Origin of the sequence: Staphylococcus sp. GDB9P120P (assembly GCF_017893435.1) — a bacterium.
Lineage (GTDB): Bacteria > Bacillota > Bacilli > Staphylococcales > Staphylococcaceae > Staphylococcus > Staphylococcus cohnii.
In genome coordinates this window covers 17057-40039 of the sequence record NZ_JAESNB010000007.1, presented here as the reverse complement: position 1 = coordinate 40039, position 22983 = coordinate 17057, and the positions used below count along the sequence as shown (strand labels likewise).

Genomic DNA, 22983 nt, shown 5'->3' with positions numbered 1-22983 from the left:
TCCTAATATTTGTTTTATAGCTCCATTATTCCATAGTTTCTATGTTTTGTTGATTCTTAATGCCGTTAAAAAAGAAATTCAAAACAATTGCTGAAATAGCACCGAGTACAATACCATTTTGAGTTAGCCATGCGAATTGGTCTCCTAAAGCTTGAAACGCTTGAGGTACTGCACTTATACCCGTTCCTAGTCCAACTGATACCGCGATTACCAACAAATTATTTTGATTTTTGAAATTAATATTACCTAATATACTAACACCATATGCCATAACCATGCCAAACATTGCTATCATCGCACCACCTAATACTGGTAATGGAATCATATTTGCTAAGGCACCCAATTTAGGGATACATCCACAAATAATAAGCAAGATAACCATGCCATAGATAACTTTGTTCTTTTTAGCACCAGATAAAGATACTAATCCCACATTTTGAGAATAAGCGGTATACGGGAACGCATTAAAAATGGATCCTAAGATAATCGCGATACCTTCAGCAGTATAACCTTTACGAAAATCTTTTCTCTCCAATTTCTTACCTGTAATTTCACTTAATGCATGGTAAACACCTGTTGATTCTATCAGACTGACTAATGCAACAATAAAGAATACTAAAGTTGCACCAAAATCAAAGCTGAATGTTGAAAATCTGAATGGTTGTGGTAATGAAAACCAATGTGCTTCACCAACTTGTTTCACATCAACAATGCCAAATATTGACGCTAATACAGTACCTACAATTAAGCCAATCAATATGGCAATTGATTTTAAGAAACCTGTTGTAAAACGTTGCACAATTAATATGACTATTAATGTAATTACACCAAGTAAAATGTTTTTGGCATCACCAAAATTTTTAGCACCTTCTCCACCTGCTAAATAATTCATCGCTACTGGCATCAAATTGATACCTATAATTGTAACGACACTGCCTGTCACAACTGGTGGAAAGAATTTAACTAAATATGAAAAAAATGGAGCAATGATGACAACTAATATACCTGATAAGAAAAGGGAACCGTATAAATCACCGATACCTTTAGTTTGCCCGATTAAAATCATCGGTGCAACGGCTGTAAATGTACAGCCTAAGACAATGGGCAACCCAGTGCCTGTACCTTTCCAAACTTGTAAAAATGTGGCTACACCACACATGAAAATATCAACAGTGACTAAGAAGGCAATTTGTTCTGGAGTAAAATCTAGGCTTGTCCCTACAATAATTGGTACGAGTATAGCGCCTGCATACATCGCCAATAGATGTTGTAAACTTAAGATGAATGCCTTCATGATTGTTCCTCTAAAAATGTCACTTTGTTACCACTTAGAGAAGCAACTTTACATAAAGACGATACTTTCAATCCTGCTGTTTCTAAACGTTCTCTGCCTGGTTGGAAACTCTTTTCAACTACAATACCTATGCCAACAGTTTCAGCATTGGCTTGTTGAACAATTTCATTTAAACCTAATGATGCATCACCATTTGCTAAGAAATCATCGACGATTAATACGCGATCATTTTCGTCTAAAAATTCATCTGAAACCACTACAGTACTCGTCGTATTTTTAGTGAATGAATGGATATCAGCTTGATAAGTATTTTTCGTTAACGTGCTAGGCTTTGCTTTTTTAGCAAATAAACACGGCACATCAAAGTGCATTGCTGCCATGATTGCTGGTGCAATACCAGATGCCTCAATCGTTAATACTTTAGTAATCCCTTCATCTTTAAATTGATTATAAAACGTTAGTCCTACGTCGTGCATCAGCTTTGCGTCTATTTGATGATTTAAAAACCCATCTACTTTCAAAATTTTCTCATCAATGACGACACCGTCTGCCTCAACTTTCCGTTTTAACAAATCCACTCAAAAAACCTCCTCATTTTTTATACAAAAAAAATCCTAAACTAACTTAGTTTCAGGATCTATGAGTGAACGTGCAATACTATAAAGAACTGATGTTTAACTTACAACATGTACGTTGCAAATTAAGTCTTCAACATTCATTTCCCTAATTATGTAAAAATTGAAAACACTACAATTGTTTTAGAAGATTATATGTATAACTTCATTTCCCTAATAAAGCTTTAAAACGATTGGAGTTGAATGCTTTTTGTATTGTATTGGTTACCCATAGTCATGTCGTTAATGGCAACATGGTAGAAACTTCTAGAGCCATATCCTCTAGATTATATGAGTTAGATAAATTATTAACTGATGATAGCAAATTTCAGCATGATTTTCAATACGAACATTATAAGTAAGCGCTTTAAATAAAGAGATTTAATAATAACCAACGCTTCTAGTAACCGTTTTCTTTACTTTAAAATCAAGATTGTCAGATACGTCACTTCATTATATAATAAAAATATATTCGTTTTACCTAGTGGTTAATAGGGAAAGTATTAGATAAACAATAGAAAAGTGGACGGAGGGACAAGACAATGGCTGATTTTACAATTGTACAAAGCAAAGATGAAATACTACCAACTATCCAACAAAAATTGTCAGAAGGATATGTTGAATCTGAAATTTCAGTATTAAGTAAGACAAAACTTCATTTTGATGAGTTACATGATTCTGAAGTAAACCTAACAGCAACGAGTGGTTCATTCAGTGACAAAATGGCAAAAATTTTAACTGGAGAAGACGGTGAAGAAACTGTTTTAGCTTATTACGATATTAATGATTATGACAAAGAACGTTATAAAAAAGAACTTCTTGATAATAACTTTCTAGTTGTTGCAACTAGAGATAACTCTTCTCATGAAGAAGTTCAAGAAGCAAACGCTGCATATGCACGTAATACTGTTGAAGATAAGCATTACGCAGAAGAAACAAACGGACCAAAATCCTAATCTTCGCTTAATCAAATTGTGATTTAATGTAATTATTTAAAAATGGTCACAACATACTTTCAAATTATTGCTTAACATATAGACAACCTTTATCAGGAGCGAACACAGAAAATCACTATGTATTTTGTGGTTTCTGTCTCGCTCCTATTTTATTTCTATTACAAATGATACATACAATATTTTCACTGATTTCCATTAATTTACTATGTTATAATAAACGCATTATTATTGGGGGTGCATCTATTCATGGATTTTAAGACTATCAAATCAATTGATGATCCATTATTTAAAGCAGCATTAAAACTATACGATGGACAATTTGACATTGATTTATCTGAAGATGAACAAATATTTAAACAATCTTTAAAAAATGAACATACCAAAGATGACTATATCTTTTTAGTAGGCTTACAGTCAGATAAAGTTGTTAGTTTAGCAACTGCACATTATGAAGCGACGACAAATTCTGCATTTTTAATCTATCTGATTGCAAATGATCAACCGGATCACGATGAATTAATTACAAATACTTTGGCACGTATTGAAAAGGAAATTAATTATTTATCCAATCAATTACATGAACACGATGTAAACTTTATTATGCTAGAGGTACCGAAAGAACCAGAACTTGTTTCAGAAGATGAGCAACAAGTGCTCAGTAATAGACGTGAATTTTTATTTAGTCATGGCTTTGAAAAGCAATATGATTTAGATTATCTAGCCCCAAATTTAAATGGATATTCAGAGGGATCACCGAAAGATTTATTTATCAAATCTAATATAGAACTGACAAAAGACATATATGGACCATGTATTAAATCAAACTATATATTAAAGTATGTATTTGCAAATAGAATTTCTAGAAGTATTATTTACCCACTGTTAGAAGAAATGGATTTACGTAAATCATAGTGTACACCACTTGAAATCACTGTTAAAACAGTTTAGACTAACATAGAGGTAAGACTGACGTTTCACTAACCGAAGACAAACGTCCGTATACATAAAATCATTTATGAAAGGACTCATTTCTATGTTAACTAAAGAATTTGCACAACGTGTTGAGCTAAGTGAAAAGCAAGTCCGTAAAATCGTTCAACATTTAGAAGAACGCGGTTATCAACTTAGTAAAACTGAATATCGTGGCCGCGAAGCTACAGATTTCCAAGAAGAGGATATTGAACTCTTCCAAGATATTGCTGAAAAAGTTAAACAGACAAATAGCTATGATTTAGCTTTTGAAGAACTCGAAAAGGAAAAAGATTTTCTACAGGTGTTAGTCAAAGAAGATGACAACAATCTACCTTCAGACCAAAATGTATCTCTACTCGTAGAGGACTTACGTACTGAAATTCAAAATATGCGTGACGAGCGCCAAATGCTAGGACAAATGATTAATCAAGTACACCAACAACAGCAAGAATTGCATAAAATGCAAAATCAGATTACTTCTAAATTAGAAGAAAATACAGAATCACTTAAAGCAATTCAATCATCTACAGACGAAATTAAATCTACACAAAGTGTCATTCAAGATTCTCAAAAAGAACAAACTGAACTTGTGAAATCTAATGTCGAATCTGAGCATGTGTATACAAATCAAAGTTCAACAGATAACGACGCAAATGCGTTCACTGAAAATACAACTGAACAAGCTAATACTAAAGTAACACCTGAAAAAATGGCTGACACAACAGATCCTCATACAAATGAAGTTTCTGAAAATGTATCAGCAGAAACTGTTGATGAAGAAATCACACAAATTAGTGAACAACCTACAGCACAATCAGCAAATTCAGAAGCTGAAAAACAAACTTCCAAAGCAAACACGGCTGATAAATCAGATGCCCCTGTTGAATCAGGTACTCACAAAGAAACTTCTGAAGTTGAGCAACAAACAGATAATAATAAAGAAGACGCATCAGCGTCATCTACTACAAATGAGTCAGATTCACAGCAATCAAATGCATCTCAAGAGGCTACTTCATACGCTTCGCCACTTGCTAAAGAAGAGCACAAAGAAGAACGTAAAGGATTTTTCGCACGCCTCTTTAATTTATAAGTGACAGATGATTCCAAGGCATAAAAGCTTTTGGTTAAAAAGAAACGTCAATTTCTATTGAAATAGTATAGAAATTGACGTTTCTTTGTTTTGCATGAAATCTCGTAGCTTGTTGTGTAACTATTTTCCTAATATTCAGGGCTACTACGACTTATTAAATCCTCGTTTAACTATCATATTGCTCGAATCGAATCCCTTCTAAGAATGGCCACCAGCATTTCTAAATCAAAATTCCCCTTAATTTCATCTTAGCTGTATTGCTAATTAATTTAGCCACAAACGCCTTGACACCACACCCTACCTAGGTTTATAGCTTCTCCAATTCTGTTTCAAAAATAAAGTCATGTAAATTTCATAATTTTTTTGAGTAATTGACTTGAATATTATTCGTTTTGCTACTATCCTTAGTATGCGTATCGGATTTAACAAAATAAATTAAATAATAGAAAGTGTAGGTCTTGTTTTTATGTTACTAACAATTTTAAACATCATTATTTTTGCGGCCTTCCTTATCGGATTATATGTAATGGCAAGAAGACATGTTTCATTTCCTAAACGTGTCTTTACAGCATTAGGCATGGGGATTGTCTTTGGAATTGCTATTCATTTAATATACGGTGTGGACTCAAAGGTCACTAAACAAACCACAGATTGGTTTAGTATAGTTGGAGATGGCTATATTTCATTCTTACAAATGATTGTTATACCTTTAATCTTTATTTCAATCGTTTCAGCATTTACTAAAATTAATATTGGAGAAAAATTTGCTAAAATTGGCATCTATATCTTCATTTTCTTAATTGGGACTGTAGCAATTGCAGCAATTATCGGTATTATCTCAGCACTTGTCTTTGGTTTAGACGCATCTACAATTGATTTAGGTAGTGCCGAAAGCTCAAGAGGTAGTGAACTCGCAAGTCAAGCTAAGGATATGACAGCGAACACGCTACCACAACAAATCTTAGAATTATTACCAAGTAACCCATTCTTAGATTTCACTGGTCAACGTACAACATCAACAATCGCTGTTGTAATCTTTGCTGCGTTTGTTGGCTTTGCATTCTTACGCGTTATGCGTAAACAACCAGAAAGCGGTCATTTACTTAAACGTGGTATCGATGCAATTTATAATATCGTTATGGCGATTGTGACATTTGTACTACGTCTAACACCATATGGTATTTTAGCTATAATGGCGAATACAATCGCGACTAGTGATTTTGGTGCAATATGGACGTTAGGTAAATTTGTTATCGCATCTTATGCGGCATTAATTGTAATGTATATCATTCACTTACTCATTGTAACTGGTATGGGACTAAACCCTGTTACATTTGTTAAGAAAACATCTGAAGTATTGTTATTTGCATTTACTTCTCGTTCAAGTGCTGGTTCATTACCACTCAATGTCCAAACTCAAAAAAATCGTTTAGGTGTACCGGATGGTATTGCAAACTTCTCAGCTTCGTTTGGTCTTTCTATTGGTCAAAACGGCTGTGCTGGTATTTATCCAGCAATGTTAGCAATAATGGTAGCACCAGCAGCTGGTGTTGAAGTTAATTTACAATTTATATTATCTGTCATCGGCATTGTCGTGATTAGTTCATTTGGTGTTGCTGGTGTTGGTGGTGGCGCAACATTCGCCTCTATCATTGTATTATCTACTTTAAATTTACCTGTTGCATTAGCTGGTGTGCTGATTTCAGTAGAACCACTTATCGATATGGGCCGTACTGCATTAAATGTTAACGACTCTATGCTTGCTGGTACAGGTACAGCTAAATTGACAAACAACTTAGATACTGACACTTATCATTCAAAAGAATACGGTGAAATCACAAGTTCATAATAACAAGACAACACATACTATGAACTTTGGATATCTTTTATAAATGTAATTAAAGGTTGGAACGCTTGTCGTTCCAACCTTTTTTCATTTCTATACTTTCAATATATTTTCAATTCTATTTTAATCATATTACTATTTTTGTCGTTTTATCGTTATCATTAGTTTTACGTAATTATAAATAAAGACAATAATCAAACTTAGCGACAATGATTTCAACAATAGGTTGACCCATGTACCGTCTGTAGTTAAGTAATACGTTACGATACTATTTATAACAAACACAATAAAAATAAGCCCTAGCTTCAGTAACATGTCTCCCACCTCTTTTAATTCAGTTTAGTGGGAAACATGTATTTTTTCAATTCAATTTTTTATGCTAGTAATTTATATGTCCTTAGTTATTTAAGTTTCAACACTTGTTTCTCCAAATATCTTTTTCTTTATCGCTTCTCCAGTAGGCGTTCCAGCTAGACCTCCCAATCCAGTTTCTCTTAACGATGCTGGCAAGTTACGTCCTACTCTATCCATCGCCTCTATCACTTCATCAACTGGTATTCTGCTTTTTATTCCCGCTAATGCTAAATCAGCTGAAATTAGTCCGTTACCTGAACCTATAGCATTACGCATAACACACGGTATTTCAACCAACCCTGCCACAGGATCACAAACCAATCCTAATAAATTACTGATAGCTAAAGCCATCGCATGACCACTTTCTTCAGGTGTTCCACTAAATATCTCAACTGCTGCCGCTGCTGCAATTGCGGATGCTGATCCCACCTCTGCCTGACAGCCACCAATGGCACCCGCAACACTTGCATTGTTTGCGATGATTTTGCCACATAGTGCGGCTGCAAATAAAAAGTCGATCATCTGTGCTTGTGTTAATCCATGTGTCTTTTCTAACTTGAATAGTATTCCTGGTATTGTACCTGATGAACCAGCAGTTGGCGTTGCACAAATGATTCCCATCGCAGCATTTACTTCATTTGTCGATATTGCGCCTTTTAAAGCTTCTACCATATCATGTCCAGATAAAGCATGGTAATGCTCATTATATCGATCTAGTTTCACGGCATCTTGTCCTGTATAGCCCGTAACACTTTTTACGCCTTCTCCAGAAAGTCCCTTTTCTAAAGCTTCTCTCATAACATCAAGGTTTTGTTTCATTAATGCACGAACTTCATCCCTTGAAATCCCTTTTAAATCCATCTCCTCACGAATCATCATTTCAGCAAATGTTGTGTTGTGCGTCATTGCATAATCTATAATTTCTCGCATTGAATGATACATATTGCCACTCCTCTAACAGATATATGAAAAATTTAATTCTTTATATTTCTCGCGTAACCTACTTAAACTATCTATATTTAAAGCTTTATTTAAGTGTAATGCCAATAAACACTTGTCATCATTAATTGTTTTTATCTCTTCATTAATATCTACTTCATACTCAATCAAGTCATTAATCAAATGGTTAATTAATGAAATATTGGCTGCTCCATCTACAACCAAAATAGGTAATGCGTGATGCATAAGGATACAAAGACCGTCCACGTGAATACTTTTAATCTTGATTGTACCTCCACCGATTGAAATACCATTAATTTCCACATGTCGTTCGTTGCCATCTAATTTAATTAATGCGCAGTTAGGATGCTCACCTAAGCTAGCACTTGTTTCTTCTATAATTTCTATATCAATATTTTGAGCTTCAGCAAATGAAATAGCGTCTTTAATACGTTCATCAAATGTACTGAAACCCAATGATCCACCTATAATTGCTAAATCTGTTCCATGCCCCTTGTGCGTGGAGGCAAATGATTCATAATAATGAATTACAATTTTTTGAGGTTCACATTGTAGTACTGTGCGTGCAGCATTACCTATTTTTACTGCACCTGCCGTGTGAGAACTAGAAGGCCCCATCATAATTGGACCAATCACATCAAAAGCACTTTGATAATCTTGTTTTCTTGCCATTCTTCTCTCTCCTTAATTTGTCTGTTTTTTCATTCTAGGTAGATTGAAATTTAAGCTTGTCATATTAAATTTATTAATCATTTTTCCTATAACTAGACTTAATAAAATACTAGTAATTGATACTGTAACAATCGTTATTACAGACCTAATTGGATCATTGAATCCAAACAATACAATAGCACCGGCAATTGGCGTCGCCATACCTGTCACATTGATTACTAATCCACTAAATGTGACGATACATGCGTTTACAACACCAATAAGCGCATTTGTACCATAGAGTTGTAAAGGATACTTCGCAATAATATCTATTTGGGTTAATGGTTCAACTGCAACAGCAAAAGCTTTAGAAGCGTTACCTATTTTTAATTGTTTAAACATAATGAAATTGACAAATGAGCTACCCGTACATGTCAGTGCACCAATTGCCATTGGCAAACCAGTTAGTCCTAATAAACTTGTTAATACCATAGAACTAAGTGGTGTCATACCTGTAACAGGAATAATGAGACCTAAAATAATTGCTAAGACATAGGGATTGTTATCACCAACAGCTGTCACGGCACTACCAATTTGTTTTAATAATGCGATAACACCCGGGCTCATAATACTTGCAAGAAGGAATGAAACAGCAGGAGCAAATAAAATTACAGTAATTAAATCTAAGCCTTCAGGGACTTTCTTTTCTAAAAATTTAATAGCAAAAAAAACTAAATAAGCAGCTAAAAAAGCAGGTAGTAATTTAAAATCATGAAGTACTAAACCAACGATTACGGCAAAAACTGGCGAGACACCTAATTTTAAACAAGTAAGAAAGCCGACTGCCACACCACTTAAACTACCGGCTAAGTCACCAATCTCTTGCAAAAATTTAATGTCAAAGACACCGCCAATGGCATAACTTAAAAATGCTTGCGGTAAGAAGGTTGCACAGGCAGCGCCCGATAATGCTTGTAGTCCTTTCTTACCATAAGGTGCAAAGTTTAAAAATAGCGTCATAGCTAACAAAACAATGAGTAGCGTTCCTACACCTAAAATAATATCCATTTCCTCAAACCTCTTTCTATTTTCATTGATATCTATCACTTTTTTATTTCCAACCACATCATAAAACTTTGTGAAAGCACTTACAATGGCAAAAAACAGACTTTTATGAAATATTTGTGAATAAATTCACAAAATAGAGAATTTTATATAATATAATAAACAATTTAACAAATTGATTATTATATTAAGTTAATGGATTTATGAAAACGAATAATCATTAAACCTGGATATACGTTCAAAAGCTATTAAAAGTTATACAAACACTTGAATTTTCTTTATTATCATAAAATATTAAGCACTGTCATTGCGCAACAAACTCAAAAATTCCATAAAAAAACGCCAATTTCTATATTGTTACAATAGAAATTGACGTTTACTGTTTAAGCCAAACTGTTGAAATTACAAACGCTTAAAGCATTGACAATATTGAGTTAATCAACTTAATAACTCTATTTAATATGAAAATGTTTCATGCTTAATTATTTTTCTTAACGACGTCTCTTCTATAATTTCATTAAAGATGATTTTATCGTCACTTTTTAATATTTGCTATCTTGGTTTGAAGGGGCCCCAAGTGATTTTCTGTTTGCCATCTAACGGAATGGTGTCAATCGTATTCGATACATCATCAAACCACTTTAAAAATGCAGGGTTTTTGTCTAGATGCGCTTCGGCACTATCTTCACTAATATCGTGTAAATACCATGCCTTGCTTTCAAATTCATATTGAATCTGTGAATATGCGAGCCGAGTTAAATCAACACTATCATATAAACAGTTCACATGTTTCACGAGATTCGGTGCTTGTGAAATTAAACTATTAGATATGGTTTTTTTATGCGTTTGATTATCTAAATCATTCCACATTCTTAACTGGCCGTCCATTTGGAAGAATATATCTATCGTAGAATCATCTTCGTTAAATGAAATAAGAATAAATATACGTTCTGCTGTGTGATCAACGGAATTAATTGCTCCGACAACTAACTTTTGGGCCATTTTCACCCAATAAGCTTGAGCTTCTTGAGGGGTTAGTTTACTGCTAGAAGAATAAATATATTGCTCATTAGCTTTATGATTTCCATGCGTTTTCTTACCAAAAAATTTATCAAACATGCTCAACATAACCAACCCCTTTCTTAGATATGGCCTATCCATCATAAATGACACGCAACAGAAGTTGTCAGTGAATTATTTTTTAATAAAACCTGATTTATTCAATTGTTCTAACATATCTAGTCTCTGCTTAGCACTCATAAAATTAGAAATTTGTTCCGACCATGTTTCATTACGTTCGCCATTTGTACGAGATGCATAATATTTACTTACGGTTTCATCGTAATCTACCAATGTTTTACGTTGCGTTTCTTTATCGCTGTCGTATTTATTGTGATGGAAGATATTTTCAAGTGGTAAGCGTGGCTTAGGATTTCCATTTTCATCATCTGCTGGCAGACCTAATGCCATACCAAATAATGGGAAAGTATGCTTAGGTAAGTCTAAAACTTCACGCACACGTTCAACATCATTTCTAAGTGATCCTAAATAAACCATGCCATATCCCATATCTTCAGCTGCAGCAGCAATATTTTGAGCAACTAATGTCGCATCAATCGTGCCGACCAATAAACCTTCTGCTGATTCAAATGATGTCGCCATATCTTTTTTAGTATTTTCATTTACAATTGCATGTCTGTAATAATCCATGACAAAAACAAATAAATAACCGTTTTCTACCACATAAGGTTGACCTGAGACTTCTTTCAAGTCTTCTTTAATTTCAGGATCATCTATGCCTATAATTGAATAAGCTTGTAAATACTTGACGTTGAAGCGCTTTGACCCGCCTCAATTAATTTTTTAATATGTTCTTCTGAAATAGGTTCATCCTTAAAGCTTCTGACTGAATGGTGTTTTTTCAATAAGTTGTATACATAATCAGACATGTATTATCCGCTCCTCTTTTATGTAAATGTTTATAGTATTTAAATGTTAACAAAGCTCGTAATGAATTGCTTGTTATTTGTTTACCCTTTTTTCACTCTAATTAAATGTTAATCCCCTATTAAATATTAGGTATTCATAAAATATATGAACAAAATAAAGCTCTAATGTAACGTTTATGTGACTCAAAAAATAAGTCATCTTAACACACATATGTCATAAATGAATATACAACACATACTTCTAAAAATTTTTCTCTCAGACTTCGCATAAGCACAAACATTTTTGCGTTTTGTAAAATACCTCGTTAAAAAAATAATAATGTTCAAAATTAATTCAAAAATTGAAATGTTTTTAAAATCATTAATGTGGAACGATAGTAATAAGGGGGTAATTCATTTGAGTAACAAAAAACAGGAACAATTAAAAAATGTAGAAAAAAACAATGACGATAAAGCAATGACGACGAATAATGGTGTTAAAGTTAGCGAGGATGAAAACACCTTAACTGTTGGTGAACGTGGTCCTAGCTTACTAGAAGATTTTCATTTTAGAGAAAAAATTATGCACTTTGACCATGAACGTATTCCTGAAAGAATCGTACATGCACGTGGTTTTGGCGCTCACGGTGAATTCCAAGTTTACAAAGACTTATCTGAATACACTTCTGCAGACTTTTTAACACATCCTGAAAAGACTACCCCAGTGTTTGTCAGATTCTCTACTGTCCAAGGGTCAAAAGGTTCTCCAGACACAGTAAGAGACGTGCGTGGTTTTGCTACAAAATTCTATACAGATGAAGGTATTTTTGATTTAGTAGGTAATGACATACCTGTTTTCTTTATACAGGACGCTATTAAATTTCCAGATTTAATTCACGCTGTTAAACCTGAACCGCACAATGAAATGCCTCAAGGTGGCACTGCACACGATACATTTTGGGACTTTTTCGCACAAAACCCAGAAACAATGCACACGGCTGTTTGGGCTATGAGTGACAGAGGAATCCCTAAAAATTTCAGACAAATTGAAGGCTTTGGCGTTCATACTTTCCGTTTAGTTAATAGTAAAGGTCAATCCTATTTTGTTAAATTCCATTGGAAGCCAGTTCAAGGTTTAGAATCATTGGTATGGGATGAGGCACAAATCTTATCTGGTAAAGATATTGATTTCCACCGTAAAGATTTATATGAAGCAATTGAAAAGGGAGACTACCCTGAGTGGGAATTAGGTCTCCAAGTCATACGACCAGAACAAGAATTTGATTTTGATTTTGATATTTTAGACCCAACAAAAATATGGCCCGAAGATGAGGTTCCAGTTGAAATTGTTGGCAAAATGACGTTGAATCAAAATGTATCTAATGTTTTTGACGAAACAGAGCAAGCCGCATTCCATCCTGGTCACATCGTACCTGGCATTGATTTTTCTAACGATCCTCTATTACAGGGACGTTTATTCTCATATACAGATACGCAAATATCAAGATTAGGCGGACCAAACTTTAATCAAATCCCAATTAATCGACCAGTTAACGAAGTACACAACAATCAAAGAGACGCTATGCATCAAATGAATATCCACAAAGGACAAACAGCATACCACAACAATGCTTTAAACAATAACGATCCTCACACAACACCTAAAGAAGAAGGCGGCTATGAACATTATCAAGAAAAAGTTGAAGGCCGTAAAATACAAAAACGTAGTGAAAGCTTTAAAGACTATTACAGTCAAGCTAAACTTTATTTAAACAGTTTAACAGAGCCTGAATTTGACCATACCGTAGACGGATTTTCATTTGAAATTGGTAAATGTAAATCAGCTATGGTTAAACAAAATGCAGTAAATCAATTGAACAAAGTTGATCGTACTTTGGCAGAGCGTGTCGCAGCAAATGTAGGTGTCGAAGTTCCAGAAGAAAATGAAGAAGTACAAACTGATGCAAAAGATAGTAAGTTAACAATGGAAAAATTCGATATACCGTTACCTGGACATTCTGTAGCAGTACTAGTGAATGGTGAAATAAATGAGGAAACATTAAAATCATACGCAAAAACATTTGTCGACAACAAACTCAACTACGCTTTTGTAGGTAAGCAACCCAAGGATATCACTAAAGATTTCGGCATAACTGAGACGTATGATACTGCACACCCTACATTATTTGATAGTGTATTTGTAATTTCAGATGGTACACAATTATCACCTGATGCAGAGGCATTTGCTGAACTCACTTACAAACACAACAAACCGTTAGTAGTTAATCAAGCCGCATCAGAAAAACTATCAAGTGCAAAACTAGACTTGGACGCACCTGGTGTATTTATTTCAGATGATGCTCAAACAATTGTTCAAGCATTTGAACGCGCAAGATATTGGGACAGATAAACTTATAAAATTAAAATCATTTGTCCATTAAATGATATATTTAATTATACAAAAGGGCGAGAAAGAAATTTTTCATTGTAATTTAATTTCTTTCTCGTCTTTTTTATGTATATATGGGTAAATACATACTAAATATTTAAAGATTTAATTTTAAGCTCTATTCATTCCAAAATACCTCCAAATATGCAATCGCAACCACTAGTTGCACACTAAGAAACGATTAAGTGCGTGACATTACATGTTTATACAGTTAATTTCAAATAAAAGGAGTGATAACTATGGAAATTGGAACACAAATCAAAGAACAACGTGAACTCAAAAATTGGTCACAAGACGAACTTGCAGAAATATTAAATATTTCACGCCAAAGCATTTCAAAATGGGAACTAAACAAAGTCTATCCTAGTATTGACATGCTCATTAAAATGAGCGATTTATTCGACGTGTCTTTAGATGAACTCATTAAAGGAGATAAAGCATTAAAAAAGACGATTATTGAAACCTATCAACAACCTGTTTCTAATCAGAAAGATCGACCTATGAATGGTTGGGAATTTTTATCCAACTATTGGTGGTTATTCTTCCCTGTAGCGTTTATTATTTGGTGGATGGTACAGTCGTTTGTTTGATTATAAAAACCAATGCTTCCAAAAATTAAAATAATTACTCTATGCAATTTAATCATTCAATAAATACAGTTATCTATTTTTAGTATGAAACCGTTGAATAAATGTAAAAATGCGATGACAGTGTTGAACAATAAATCTATGAATTATCATTAAGAATGATGTAATATTCACTTATCATTACAAATTCCGAAAGCAGTAATTGCATTCACAAATTTGTGACAATTTTTATAAGCCCATCATATCAAACTTTCATAGCCTCCCTTCTCAATTCTTATGTTTAGTTGAGAATAGGAAGGCTATTTATTGAGTGTGAAAGAAAATACAAATAATGTATATGCTTTCATTTTTGAATGTAGTTGAATCAACTTTATTGTCTTCCAATGCAAATAACGAGCACGATTTATAACTATTGTGCTTTGAAGGTTCTAATGTTGACGAAACGATAGCTACATGCAATAATAGTAAACGAAAGATTAGAATTATTATAATTAAGAAATTATGATAATCTAATTCAATAATACTTAAACTAACACTAAGTTATTAAATAGGAGGATGTTTCACATGTCTTTAATCAACAAGGAAATTTTACCATTTACAGCTAATGCTTACGATCCAAAGAAAGATGAGTTTTTCGAAGTTTCTGATGAAAACTTAAAAGGTTCTTGGAGTGTCGTTTGCTTCTACCCAGCAGACTTCTCATTCGTATGCCCTACTGAATTAGAAGATTTACAAAATCAATATGATAAATTACAAGAATTAGGTGTAAACGTATATTCAGTTTCAACTGATACACACTTCGTGCACAAAGCTTGGCATGATCATTCTGAAGCGATTAACAAAATTCAATATACAATGATTGGTGACCCTTCACAAACAATCACTCGTAATTTTGACGTATTAGATGAAGAACTTGGCCTAGCTCAACGTGGTACATTTATCGTTGACCCTGATGGTGTAGTTCAAGCAGCTGAAGTTAATGCAGACGGTATTGGCCGTGATGCAAGTACATTAGTACACAAAATTAAAGCAGCGCAATATGTACGTCAACACCCAGGTGAAGTTTGCCCAGCAAAATGGGAAGAAGGTTCAGAAACATTACAACCTGGTCTTGACTTAGTAGGTAAAATCTAAGGAGGCATTGATTTGAATGCTTAATGATCAGCTAAAATCACAATTACAACAATTACTTCAATTAATGGAAAGTGATGTTGTACTAAGCGCAAGTCTTGGTACAGATGATAAATCAAAAGAACTAAAAGAGTTGCTAGATGAAGTTGCTGCAGCATCATCCCATATCACAATTGAAGAGAAAGACTTAAAACGCACCCCAAGTTTTACAGTGGATAAACCTGACGAAGATACAGGTATTACATTCGCTGGTTTACCTATGGGTCATGAATTTAATTCACTTGTATTAGCTTTATTACAAGTAAGTGGTCGCGCACCTAAAGAAGAACAATCTGTAATAGATCAAATTAAAGCTTTAGATCGCCCACTCAATTTTGAAACTTATATTAGTTTAACTTGTCAAAAATGCCCTGATGTCGTTCAAGCATTGAACTTAATGAGTTTATTAAACCCAAATATTACTCATACAATGATTGATGGTGCTATTTTCAGAGAAGAATCTGAAGATATCATGGCAGTGCCAGCTATCTATTTAGATGGTGAAGAATTTGGCAATGGACGCATGACAGTACAAGATATATTATCTGAACTAGGTAGTAAAGCAGACCCTTCAGAATTCAACGATAAAGATCCTTATGACGTGTTAATCGTTGGTGGTGGCCCTGCGAGTGGTAGTGCCGCTATCTATACTGCACGTAAAGGATTGCGCACTGGTATTGTTGCTGATCGCATTGGTGGTCAAGTCAATGATACTGCAACAATCGAAAACTTTATTACTGTCAAAGAAACAGACGGTCCTAAATTCTCATCTGCACTTGAAGATCATGTAAAACAATATAATGTGGATATCATGACAGGTGTCAGAGCAAGTGATATTGAAAAAACAGACAATGGTATTGTTATCACTTTAGATAATGATGCTAAATTACAAAGTAAAACTGTTATTATTGCTACAGGTGCACGCTGGCGTAAGTTAGAAGTACCTGGTGAAGAAGCCCTTATTAATAAAGGGGTGGCATTCTGCCCGCACTGTGACGGACCTCTATTTGAAAATAAAAACGTTGCTGTTGTTGGTGGCGGCAACTCAGGTGTTGAAGCTGCAATAGATTTAGCAGGTATTGTAGAACATGTTACCCTACTTGAGCGTAACGCTACGCTTAGAGCAGACAACGTATTACAAGAACGTTTAAGCTCTTTACCAAACGTTACAATTATTAAAAACGCACAAACAACCGAAGTATTAGGTGAAACTTCAGTTACTGGTCTTAAATATCAAGACAAAGCAACTGGTGAAGATCACACGATAGAATTGGAAGGCATATTCGTACAAATCGGACTACTTCCAAATACAGAATGGTTAGAAAATTACGTTGAATTAAACCAAGCAAATGAAATAATCATTGATCGTAAAAATGCTACAAGCATCCCTGGAGTATTTGCTGCAGGTGATGTCACAGACGATCGTAATAAACAAATCATTATTTCAATGGGCGCAGGTGCAAATGCTGCACTAAATGCATTTGATTATATTATTCGACACTAATCACTTCCCTATTCAAATAGATTATAAAGGAGGACCAAATTGGTTCTCCTTTTTATTTTTGTTGTTTTAGCTTCTATGTGATAGTAGAGACTTTTTTCACTGGTATGAAACGTATAGACTCGAATTTTCAAATTTTGTTCAAAAGATTGTGCGTTTAACTTTACGACATCTATATCAATCAATAGCTTGAAATGATAGTCTTAGGTTATAATTTCAAAAGCAGATAAATTAATATATAAATCGGACTATTATTAAAGGAGCAATACGTTTTATGAAAAAAAGTATACTTATAACATTAGTACTCATGCTAACTATGATACTCACAGCATGTGCTAATGGCGATTCAAATGGTGATAAGCAACACAGTGAGAGACACGCCCCTTCAAATGTAAAAAAAGTTACAGAAAATGATATCTTTGATACTAACAAAAAGGGAGAAAATATAAGCGAGGCGGAAATGAACAAAGCGATTAAAAAATATCTGGATGTTAATTCAGATATCCTCGACAATAAATATTTATTACAATATAAATTAGATAAACAAACCGGTACAGATACTAAAATTACTGATGCACAAGCAAAAAGATTATCTAATTTATCACACAATGCGGTTAAAAATGACGTACGTTTCAAAAAATTTGTCAAAGACAATCATCTACCTAAAGGTTATAAAGACGATGTTGATCGAATCATAAACTATTTCACAGCGTTAAATACCACTATTAAAGATGCTGATAAACAAATTGAAGAAGTAAACTATCAACCTCAAAATAAGCTAAACGTAGTAGACGTACCCGCAGAAAATGCAGGTAACGTAAATGGTAAAAAACAAGAAAAAATCAAAAAATTCCTTAAAGATAAGGGTATTAAAAGTGATGCAATAGATAAGTAAAATACAGTTTTATGGAACTACTTGAATTTGTGAACATTTTTTGAATAATCATCAAATCCACTTTAAATTGATATCAAAATAAACATGATGCATTACAAAATGATGACATCACCTATTTCCAGCAATATAAAGCCTTTTAAGCGCTTACTTAAGATTATATGATTCATATTGACTTATGTTTGTAAAAAACCTTACACGATTGTAAGGTTTTTTAATATAATATGCCTTTTTTTCTCAGAGAAGTATTTGTTATCCTATGTTATAAGATTGAACATAGTAAACGTAGGAGCACAGCCGAAAACTTTTTTAAGGAGGTCGCACTATGGTAATTACGATTTTACTAGGTGCTATGGCTGCTGTCTTCATAGCTTTTAATCTCTTTGAGAAAAAAGAAACTTATGGCGTAATTTCATATAAATCTATTGCTTTAAGTATTACTTACGTCATACTCGCAGTTATTGTTGGTAGTTTCTTAGACAATATCAACACTGTATTCCAAGGATTTCACGATAGCTTAACAGCAGCAAAAAAATATTAACCTGAACTGAGTAGATAAACAGTTCAGGTTTTTTTAATACATGATTTTATTGATACTATAGCTCAATTTCATAAGGTACACAATTTTCTATTTTCTTATCTATCACAGATATTTTATTTTCATAACCTAAATAAACGAAACAACACCTAATTACAACTTGGTGAGCAATGATTACAACCGTATCTAAAGATGTATCTAGTTCTTGTTTAAAGAATGATTCTACACGTTGTAACACATCTTCATAACTTTCCCCTGCTGGTGCTTTTTGAGTAAAACTGTGTCTAAACGAACTGTTTGGACCGCCGTTAAAATATGTTGCAAATTGAGTATCTTGTTCAATTTCACTCACTTTTCCGCCCTCAAACTTACCTAAAGAACGTTCTCTCAATAATGTCGTCACACTTGCCGGAATATCTTTATCAAAAATTGCATTATAAGTCTGTCTCGTTCTTGTTAAATCAGACATATAGATATGATCAATTTTTAATTTATTAAAATGGTGTTGTAATAATTGTGCGTCTCGAGCGCCTTTTTCAGTTAATGGAACGTCTAATTGACCACAAAAATAATGATTTCCTTCTTTTTTATCATAATTTGATTTTGATTCACCATGGCGAATTAAGTATAACTTCATATGTTTGTACTCCTTTGCATTTTTAAATAAGGTAACATTTTTGTTAGATGAGGTATAACTTCTATAAAACAAGATTTATTTTTGTTACTTTAAATGTGAGGTGATCAAAATGAATGAACAACCTTTAAAATCAGATACACAAGCCGGACGTGTCTTAGCTTCTGTAAGTTATTTTAGTATATTTTTCGCACCAATCATATTACCCATCATCATTTGGATTTTTGCTGACAAACCAGCATCAACACATGCTGCTAAATCGATATTCTATCATATCATCACATATTTAGGGCCAATATTTATTATTATCATTGCAAGTTTAGGTGGTATGCTAATCAATCAACAACATCAAACAATTATGGTGATAACGATTATTTTTGCAGTGATTTTAATTATACTCACGATTTGGTATACGATTAAAAATGTTTATCGTGGCATCAAAGTATTAATTTCTGAAAATGCTTATTTTAACCCCTAAGATAAATCGTTTGTTTTTGAATATTAGATAGCCATGAAAATATGCTAAAAAACAGCTTGGGAAGTTTTGACTTCCTCAAGCTGTTTTTAGTTAAATCTAGATTAACTACTTTTGCTAAATAATAAATTAAGCGACAGACCAATTAATACTGCTCCTACCGTATAGTCAAAAATAGCTTTAATCTTTCTGTTTGCAAAAAGTAATTTAATGTATTGAAAAATATATACACAGAAAATAAACCATAATAAAATAACCGTTGTTACAATCGCAGATAACACAGCTATTTGTGTTGTAACACCATCGCCCGCACTTAAAAATTGCGGCAAGATACTTATGTAATAGAGTAATGCTTTTGGATTTAAAATGGTACTAAAGAAACCTTGTCTATATGAGCTTAAATAACTTATTTGTTGTGCTTTCATTTGTGTGGTTGAAAAATTCATACTTTGACGTGCGCTAATAATACTTTTGATACCTAAATATATAAGATAGCAAGCGCCCAGTATTTTAATCAATAAAAACACATAATACATATTAGCCAAAATAAAAATAATACCAAATACCGCTAGTAGAGAGTAACAACATGGCCTGTCGTTATGCCCAATGCTGCCATTGCGCCATTACCTTTACCAGAAGTGATCGAATTTTTCATCACGACGAAAAAATCAGGTCCTGGAACGATAATAATCATTAATGTAATTGTTATAAATGCGGCTAATCCTTCCATTTTCTGCACCTCCACCTTAATTATGTTATCAAGATGCGCACGGTATCGCAACACACGAAATAAATCTTTTACCATCCGTTTGTTATAAAGTGAAAATAATAGATGAACTAAATTTAAATTTGGATCATTGGTCAATATTTGAAAAGCTTGGAACAGAAAATGAATTGTTGTGATTCAAATCAATTCGTTTTTAGCTTAATAATTTCAAACCAATCGTGCTACCCAATATAACAAGAATACAAATAATCCGTTTAATATCCGTTGATTCTTTATAAAAAACCATACCTAAAACTGCTCCTCCAACAGCACCAATACCGGTCCATACAGCATATGCAGTACTCATCGACAACTGTTGCATAGCAATAGATAATGTTAAAAAACTAATTGCAAAGAATGTTAACATCCAACCGAGCGATTTATATTTGCGACTATGTACATAAGCATTCAAAAATGTGATACCAAGCATTTCAAATACACCTGCACAAATCAATAAAATCCAAGCCATTATGAACGCCCTCCTTCATTTGTTGTTACTAATTTCAGACTAATTACACCTAGCAACAATGTTATGATTAATACTATTTTCCCTGGATTAAATGGTTGACCAAAGAAAATAAAATCAAATAACGTAACGCCGGTTGTACCAAGTCCTACAAAAACTGCATAAGAGGTACCCACTGGCAATACTTTTGATGCTTCAATAAGAAGATAAAAACTTAAAAACATAGCAATAACTGTCAAAATCCATTCAAATACTGATGAAGCATGAGTTAAACCAATCACCCAGCCCACTTCAAAGATGGCTGCAATAACAATTTTCAACCAATTCATATCAAAATCCTCCTTTAAAATTAAAAAAAGCCTGGGAGATAGTTATCTATACTATCTCCCAGGCTTTTATCCTTCCGTGTCACATATAAATATGTGCCTTTCTCTCGGACCGAACCAACACCATCGTTGTGGAACCCTAGAAAGGTTTATTCAATTATTGAGATCATATCAAATTACACTTAGAACTTCAAGTTCAGATGCTTCATTTTATAATACATTATATTAATTCTTATAAAGAAAGCGTTTTAAATTAATTTTTAGGCCAAAACGCTCTACTTTTTATGTATTTTAATGTATAATAAGGATTACATTATAATAATTATAATGTAATAGCGTCGTTAATGAAACTTATTCTCAATTGAGTACTTCCGTTAGCTAGACCAAAATATTGATAAAAGTGAGGGATTATTATGAAATTGTTAAATTACAAAATGCAAAAAAATGAACTCGTTGCTACTGTATTATCTGACAAGAAACAAGTATTCAAATATACGTTTGATGTAAATACTCCAGAATATGAAATTTTAGATGTACTTGAAGAAATCAACCATTACGTTGACAATGGTCATCATCCACTAGGTTGTTCTTTATTGAAAAACTATTCACATGAGGATGTGAGCCACAATATTTTATAATCTAGATTCTCGACCAAAAAGGTGAGTATAACTGATAGACATTAATCAGTATACTCATCTTTTAATTTTTGATTCGTATAAATAGCCATACTTCTTTTTAATTTTGAAAGCCTAATTTTTGATATAGCCTTTCTACACCATGTGTTGAAATTAAATGTACACACGACACCGACCTAATTGTATAATCATTCTACGAACACTGTCATAAATTGACGCGTTAAAAGCACCGCCTGATAAATATCGAACCGATTCTACGACACTACCATTATATTTTGCTATCACTATATGTGTTCAGCATTCATAACTGCTTTAATCTTATCCTTATTATGCCCAATCCAACCATTTGAGTGAAACATTTTCATAAAGTCTCCTAGTTTATTTGTATCCAATACATAAGTATGATCAATTCTCCTCATATTACATCCTCAAATTTATGTTTATCAATCTATTTCATAGCTTTCTATACCCGTACATTACATAATCATTTATAATATATTTAAATAGTTTTTTGATGTCACATCACATATTATGTGTAAAGAATAAGGAATGCGTTAATTTTAGTAGTTAACAGGGTAAATATATAGTAAAAGTGTTATTATTTTATCGATAAATGTAAGGAGGGACGCAAAATGTGGATTGTTTCAATATTACTCATTATCGTTGGTATTGTGTTGCTCATCATAAATAACCGCACACCAAAAAGTGAAGGTGTCGGCAAAAAACAAAGTTTAGTAAGCTTTGGCGTTGTTTGTTTAATCATTGGTATTTTCGGATTTATAGGTCAGATTATTAGATCAATCATATAACATAT

24 protein-coding genes, 2 pseudogenes and 2 riboswitches are annotated in these 22983 nt (G+C 33.3%); of the genes and pseudogenes, 13 read left to right on the top strand and 13 right to left on the bottom strand.

Annotated features, from left to right (window positions below):
• Positions 1 to 25: 25 nt before the first annotated feature.
• Positions 26 to 1294 carry a xanthine permease PbuX gene (gene pbuX / locus KA856_RS04830; protein ID WP_107385936.1) on the bottom strand — a complete coding sequence of 423 codons (1269 nt, stop codon included), beginning with the start codon at positions 1292 to 1294 and terminating at the stop codon, positions 26 to 28.
• A complete protein-coding gene (gene xpt / locus KA856_RS04825) occupies positions 1291 to 1872 on the bottom strand; it encodes a xanthine phosphoribosyltransferase (RefSeq protein WP_107383870.1) in 582 nt (193 codons plus the stop codon). Before xpt ends, pbuX begins: the two co-directional genes overlap by 4 nt.
• 248 nt (positions 1873 to 2120) lie before the next feature.
• Positions 2121 to 2223, bottom strand: a riboswitch (purine riboswitch).
• Positions 2224 to 2450: 227 nt separating this feature from the next.
• On the opposite strand from xpt, the gene KA856_RS04820 reads away from it, so the two are divergent.
• From KA856_RS04820 to KA856_RS04805, 4 genes are all read left to right on the top strand, one after another.
• Positions 2451 to 2864 (top strand): general stress protein, encoded by a 414-nt coding sequence (locus KA856_RS04820; RefSeq protein WP_107383869.1) that lies wholly within the window; start codon positions 2451 to 2453, stop codon positions 2862 to 2864.
• A gap of 246 nt (positions 2865 to 3110) precedes the next feature.
• The gene (locus KA856_RS04815; protein ID WP_107385937.1) at positions 3111 to 3776 is read left to right on the top strand and encodes a hypothetical protein; all 666 of its coding nucleotides are present in this window, start codon (positions 3111 to 3113) and stop codon (positions 3774 to 3776) included.
• 121 nt (positions 3777 to 3897) lie between these two features.
• Positions 3898 to 4926, top strand: a complete 1029-nt coding sequence (locus KA856_RS04810; RefSeq protein ID WP_107385938.1) for a hypothetical protein — start codon at positions 3898 to 3900, stop codon at positions 4924 to 4926.
• A gap of 466 nt (positions 4927 to 5392) precedes the next feature.
• Positions 5393 to 6775 (top strand): L-cystine transporter, encoded by a 1383-nt coding sequence (locus KA856_RS04805; protein ID WP_210138535.1) that lies wholly within the window; start codon positions 5393 to 5395, stop codon positions 6773 to 6775.
• A gap of 132 nt (positions 6776 to 6907) precedes the next feature.
• On the opposite strand, the gene KA856_RS13860 is transcribed toward KA856_RS04805, so the two are convergent.
• The 6 genes and pseudogenes from KA856_RS13860 to nfsA form a co-directional block, all read right to left on the bottom strand.
• The gene (locus tag KA856_RS13860; RefSeq protein ID WP_107383865.1) at positions 6908 to 7087 is read right to left on the bottom strand and encodes a hypothetical protein; all 180 of its coding nucleotides are present in this window, start codon (positions 7085 to 7087) and stop codon (positions 6908 to 6910) included.
• A gap of 90 nt (positions 7088 to 7177) precedes the next feature.
• A complete protein-coding gene (gene sdaAA / locus KA856_RS04800; protein WP_210138534.1) occupies positions 7178 to 8068 on the bottom strand; it encodes an L-serine ammonia-lyase, iron-sulfur-dependent, subunit alpha in 891 nt (296 codons plus the stop codon).
• 12 nt (positions 8069 to 8080) lie between these two features.
• Positions 8081 to 8758 (bottom strand): L-serine ammonia-lyase, iron-sulfur-dependent subunit beta, encoded by a 678-nt coding sequence (gene sdaAB, locus KA856_RS04795; RefSeq protein ID WP_107383863.1) that lies wholly within the window; start codon positions 8756 to 8758, stop codon positions 8081 to 8083.
• A gap of 12 nt (positions 8759 to 8770) precedes the next feature.
• The gene (locus KA856_RS04790) at positions 8771 to 9805 is read right to left on the bottom strand and encodes a PTS sugar transporter subunit IIC (RefSeq protein ID WP_210138533.1); all 1035 of its coding nucleotides are present in this window, start codon (positions 9803 to 9805) and stop codon (positions 8771 to 8773) included.
• 549 nt (positions 9806 to 10354) lie between these two features.
• A complete protein-coding gene (locus tag KA856_RS04785) occupies positions 10355 to 10921 on the bottom strand; it encodes a hypothetical protein (RefSeq protein WP_107383882.1) in 567 nt (188 codons plus the stop codon).
• 75 nt (positions 10922 to 10996) lie between these two features.
• Positions 10997 to 11751: pseudogene (gene nfsA, locus KA856_RS04780) on the bottom strand (oxygen-insensitive NADPH nitroreductase).
• A gap of 397 nt (positions 11752 to 12148) precedes the next feature.
• Here nfsA and KA856_RS04775 point away from each other — a divergent pair.
• The 6 genes from KA856_RS04775 to KA856_RS04750 all read left to right on the top strand — a co-directional run bounded on the left by KA856_RS04775 (position 12149) and on the right by KA856_RS04750 (position 18870).
• Positions 12149 to 14140, top strand: a complete 1992-nt coding sequence (locus KA856_RS04775) for a catalase (RefSeq protein ID WP_107505027.1) — start codon at positions 12149 to 12151, stop codon at positions 14138 to 14140.
• A gap of 278 nt (positions 14141 to 14418) precedes the next feature.
• Positions 14419 to 14769, top strand: a complete 351-nt coding sequence (locus KA856_RS04770) for a helix-turn-helix domain-containing protein (RefSeq protein ID WP_107385943.1) — start codon at positions 14419 to 14421, stop codon at positions 14767 to 14769.
• A gap of 561 nt (positions 14770 to 15330) precedes the next feature.
• A complete protein-coding gene (gene ahpC / locus KA856_RS04765; RefSeq protein ID WP_107383858.1) occupies positions 15331 to 15900 on the top strand; it encodes an alkyl hydroperoxide reductase subunit C in 570 nt (189 codons plus the stop codon).
• Between the two features lie 16 nt (positions 15901 to 15916).
• A complete protein-coding gene (ahpF, locus tag KA856_RS04760; RefSeq protein WP_210138532.1) occupies positions 15917 to 17440 on the top strand; it encodes an alkyl hydroperoxide reductase subunit F in 1524 nt (507 codons plus the stop codon).
• A gap of 271 nt (positions 17441 to 17711) precedes the next feature.
• Positions 17712 to 18332 carry an NDxxF motif lipoprotein gene (locus KA856_RS04755; protein WP_107383856.1) on the top strand — a complete coding sequence of 207 codons (621 nt, stop codon included), beginning with the start codon at positions 17712 to 17714 and terminating at the stop codon, positions 18330 to 18332.
• A 322-nt stretch (positions 18333 to 18654) separates the two neighbouring features.
• Positions 18655 to 18870 carry a hypothetical protein gene (locus KA856_RS04750; protein WP_107383855.1) on the top strand — a complete coding sequence of 72 codons (216 nt, stop codon included), beginning with the start codon at positions 18655 to 18657 and terminating at the stop codon, positions 18868 to 18870.
• Positions 18871 to 18925: 55 nt separating this feature from the next.
• Here the strand turns inward: KA856_RS04750 and KA856_RS04745 are convergent, their stop codons facing one another.
• On the bottom strand, positions 18926 to 19504 hold the full coding sequence (locus KA856_RS04745; RefSeq protein WP_107383854.1) for a histidine phosphatase family protein: 579 nt from the start codon (positions 19502 to 19504) through the stop codon (positions 18926 to 18928).
• Between the two features lie 109 nt (positions 19505 to 19613).
• On the opposite strand from KA856_RS04745, the gene KA856_RS04740 reads away from it, so the two are divergent.
• Entirely contained in the window at positions 19614 to 19979 is a 366-nt protein-coding gene (locus tag KA856_RS04740) for a DUF4870 domain-containing protein (RefSeq protein ID WP_107385945.1), read from the top strand.
• 101 nt (positions 19980 to 20080) lie between these two features.
• Here KA856_RS04740 and KA856_RS04735 read toward each other — a convergent pair.
• From KA856_RS04735 to KA856_RS04725, 3 genes and pseudogenes are all read right to left on the bottom strand, one after another.
• Positions 20081 to 20706, bottom strand: a pseudogene (locus KA856_RS04735) (LysE family translocator).
• 190 nt (positions 20707 to 20896) lie between these two features.
• On the bottom strand, positions 20897 to 21211 hold the full coding sequence (locus tag KA856_RS04730) for a DMT family transporter (protein WP_107383852.1): 315 nt from the start codon (positions 21209 to 21211) through the stop codon (positions 20897 to 20899).
• Positions 21211 to 21537, bottom strand: a complete 327-nt coding sequence (locus KA856_RS04725) for a DMT family transporter (RefSeq protein ID WP_107383851.1) — start codon at positions 21535 to 21537, stop codon at positions 21211 to 21213. Before KA856_RS04725 ends, KA856_RS04730 begins: the two co-directional genes overlap by 1 nt.
• Positions 21538 to 21590: 53 nt before the next feature.
• Positions 21591 to 21688, bottom strand: a riboswitch (guanidine-I (ykkC/yxkD leader).
• A 259-nt stretch (positions 21689 to 21947) separates the two neighbouring features.
• Between KA856_RS04725 and KA856_RS04720 the strand changes: the two genes are divergently transcribed.
• The gene (locus tag KA856_RS04720) at positions 21948 to 22172 is read left to right on the top strand and encodes a hypothetical protein (protein WP_107383850.1); all 225 of its coding nucleotides are present in this window, start codon (positions 21948 to 21950) and stop codon (positions 22170 to 22172) included.
• A 281-nt stretch (positions 22173 to 22453) separates the two neighbouring features.
• On the opposite strand, the gene KA856_RS14000 is transcribed toward KA856_RS04720, so the two are convergent.
• Positions 22454 to 22588: a hypothetical protein gene (locus KA856_RS14000; RefSeq protein ID WP_258230505.1), complete on the bottom strand. Its 135-nt coding sequence runs from the start codon at positions 22586 to 22588 to the stop codon at positions 22454 to 22456.
• Between the two features lie 213 nt (positions 22589 to 22801).
• On the opposite strand from KA856_RS14000, the gene KA856_RS04715 reads away from it, so the two are divergent.
• Positions 22802 to 22978, top strand: coding sequence for a hypothetical protein (locus tag KA856_RS04715; protein ID WP_181187406.1), 177 nt, complete (start codon positions 22802 to 22804; stop codon positions 22976 to 22978).
• Positions 22979 to 22983 lie beyond the last annotated feature (5 nt).

Excerpts from the sequence above, each read along its gene's own strand:
- KA856_RS04725 (WP_107383851.1), bottom strand. The coding sequence starts at position 21,537 with ATGAATTGGTTGAAAATTGTTATTGCAGCCATCTTTGAAGTGGGCTGG.
- KA856_RS04790 (WP_210138533.1), bottom strand. The coding sequence starts at position 9,805 with ATGGATATTATTTTAGGTGTAGGAACGCTACTCATTGTTTTGTTAGCT.
- pbuX (WP_107385936.1), bottom strand. The coding sequence starts at position 1,294 with ATGAAGGCATTCATCTTAAGTTTACAACATCTATTGGCGATGTATGCA.
- KA856_RS04740 (WP_107385945.1), top strand. The coding sequence starts at position 19,614 with ATGAATGAACAACCTTTAAAATCAGATACACAAGCCGGACGTGTCTTA.
- KA856_RS04715 (WP_181187406.1), top strand. The coding sequence starts at position 22,802 with ATGTGGATTGTTTCAATATTACTCATTATCGTTGGTATTGTGTTGCTC.
- KA856_RS04810 (WP_107385938.1), top strand. The coding sequence starts at position 3,898 with ATGTTAACTAAAGAATTTGCACAACGTGTTGAGCTAAGTGAAAAGCAA.
- KA856_RS04770 (WP_107385943.1), top strand. The coding sequence starts at position 14,419 with ATGGAAATTGGAACACAAATCAAAGAACAACGTGAACTCAAAAATTGG.
- KA856_RS04720 (WP_107383850.1), top strand. The coding sequence starts at position 21,948 with ATGAAATTGTTAAATTACAAAATGCAAAAAAATGAACTCGTTGCTACT.
- KA856_RS04815 (WP_107385937.1), top strand. The coding sequence starts at position 3,111 with ATGGATTTTAAGACTATCAAATCAATTGATGATCCATTATTTAAAGCA.
- sdaAB (WP_107383863.1), bottom strand. The coding sequence starts at position 8,758 with ATGGCAAGAAAACAAGATTATCAAAGTGCTTTTGATGTGATTGGTCCA.
- ahpF (WP_210138532.1), top strand. The coding sequence starts at position 15,917 with ATGCTTAATGATCAGCTAAAATCACAATTACAACAATTACTTCAATTA.
- KA856_RS04755 (WP_107383856.1), top strand. The coding sequence starts at position 17,712 with ATGAAAAAAAGTATACTTATAACATTAGTACTCATGCTAACTATGATA.
- KA856_RS04750 (WP_107383855.1), top strand. The coding sequence starts at position 18,655 with ATGGTAATTACGATTTTACTAGGTGCTATGGCTGCTGTCTTCATAGCT.
- KA856_RS04820 (WP_107383869.1), top strand. The coding sequence starts at position 2,451 with ATGGCTGATTTTACAATTGTACAAAGCAAAGATGAAATACTACCAACT.
- KA856_RS04805 (WP_210138535.1), top strand. The coding sequence starts at position 5,393 with ATGTTACTAACAATTTTAAACATCATTATTTTTGCGGCCTTCCTTATC.
- KA856_RS04745 (WP_107383854.1), bottom strand. The coding sequence starts at position 19,504 with ATGAAGTTATACTTAATTCGCCATGGTGAATCAAAATCAAATTATGAT.
- ahpC (WP_107383858.1), top strand. The coding sequence starts at position 15,331 with ATGTCTTTAATCAACAAGGAAATTTTACCATTTACAGCTAATGCTTAC.
- KA856_RS04730 (WP_107383852.1), bottom strand. The coding sequence starts at position 21,211 with ATGGCTTGGATTTTATTGATTTGTGCAGGTGTATTTGAAATGCTTGGT.
- KA856_RS14000 (WP_258230505.1), bottom strand. The coding sequence starts at position 22,588 with ATGAGGAGAATTGATCATACTTATGTATTGGATACAAATAAACTAGGA.
- KA856_RS04785 (WP_107383882.1), bottom strand. The coding sequence starts at position 10,921 with ATGTTTGATAAATTTTTTGGTAAGAAAACGCATGGAAATCATAAAGCT.
- KA856_RS13860 (WP_107383865.1), bottom strand. The coding sequence starts at position 7,087 with ATGTTACTGAAGCTAGGGCTTATTTTTATTGTGTTTGTTATAAATAGT.
- sdaAA (WP_210138534.1), bottom strand. The coding sequence starts at position 8,068 with ATGTATCATTCAATGCGAGAAATTATAGATTATGCAATGACGCACAAC.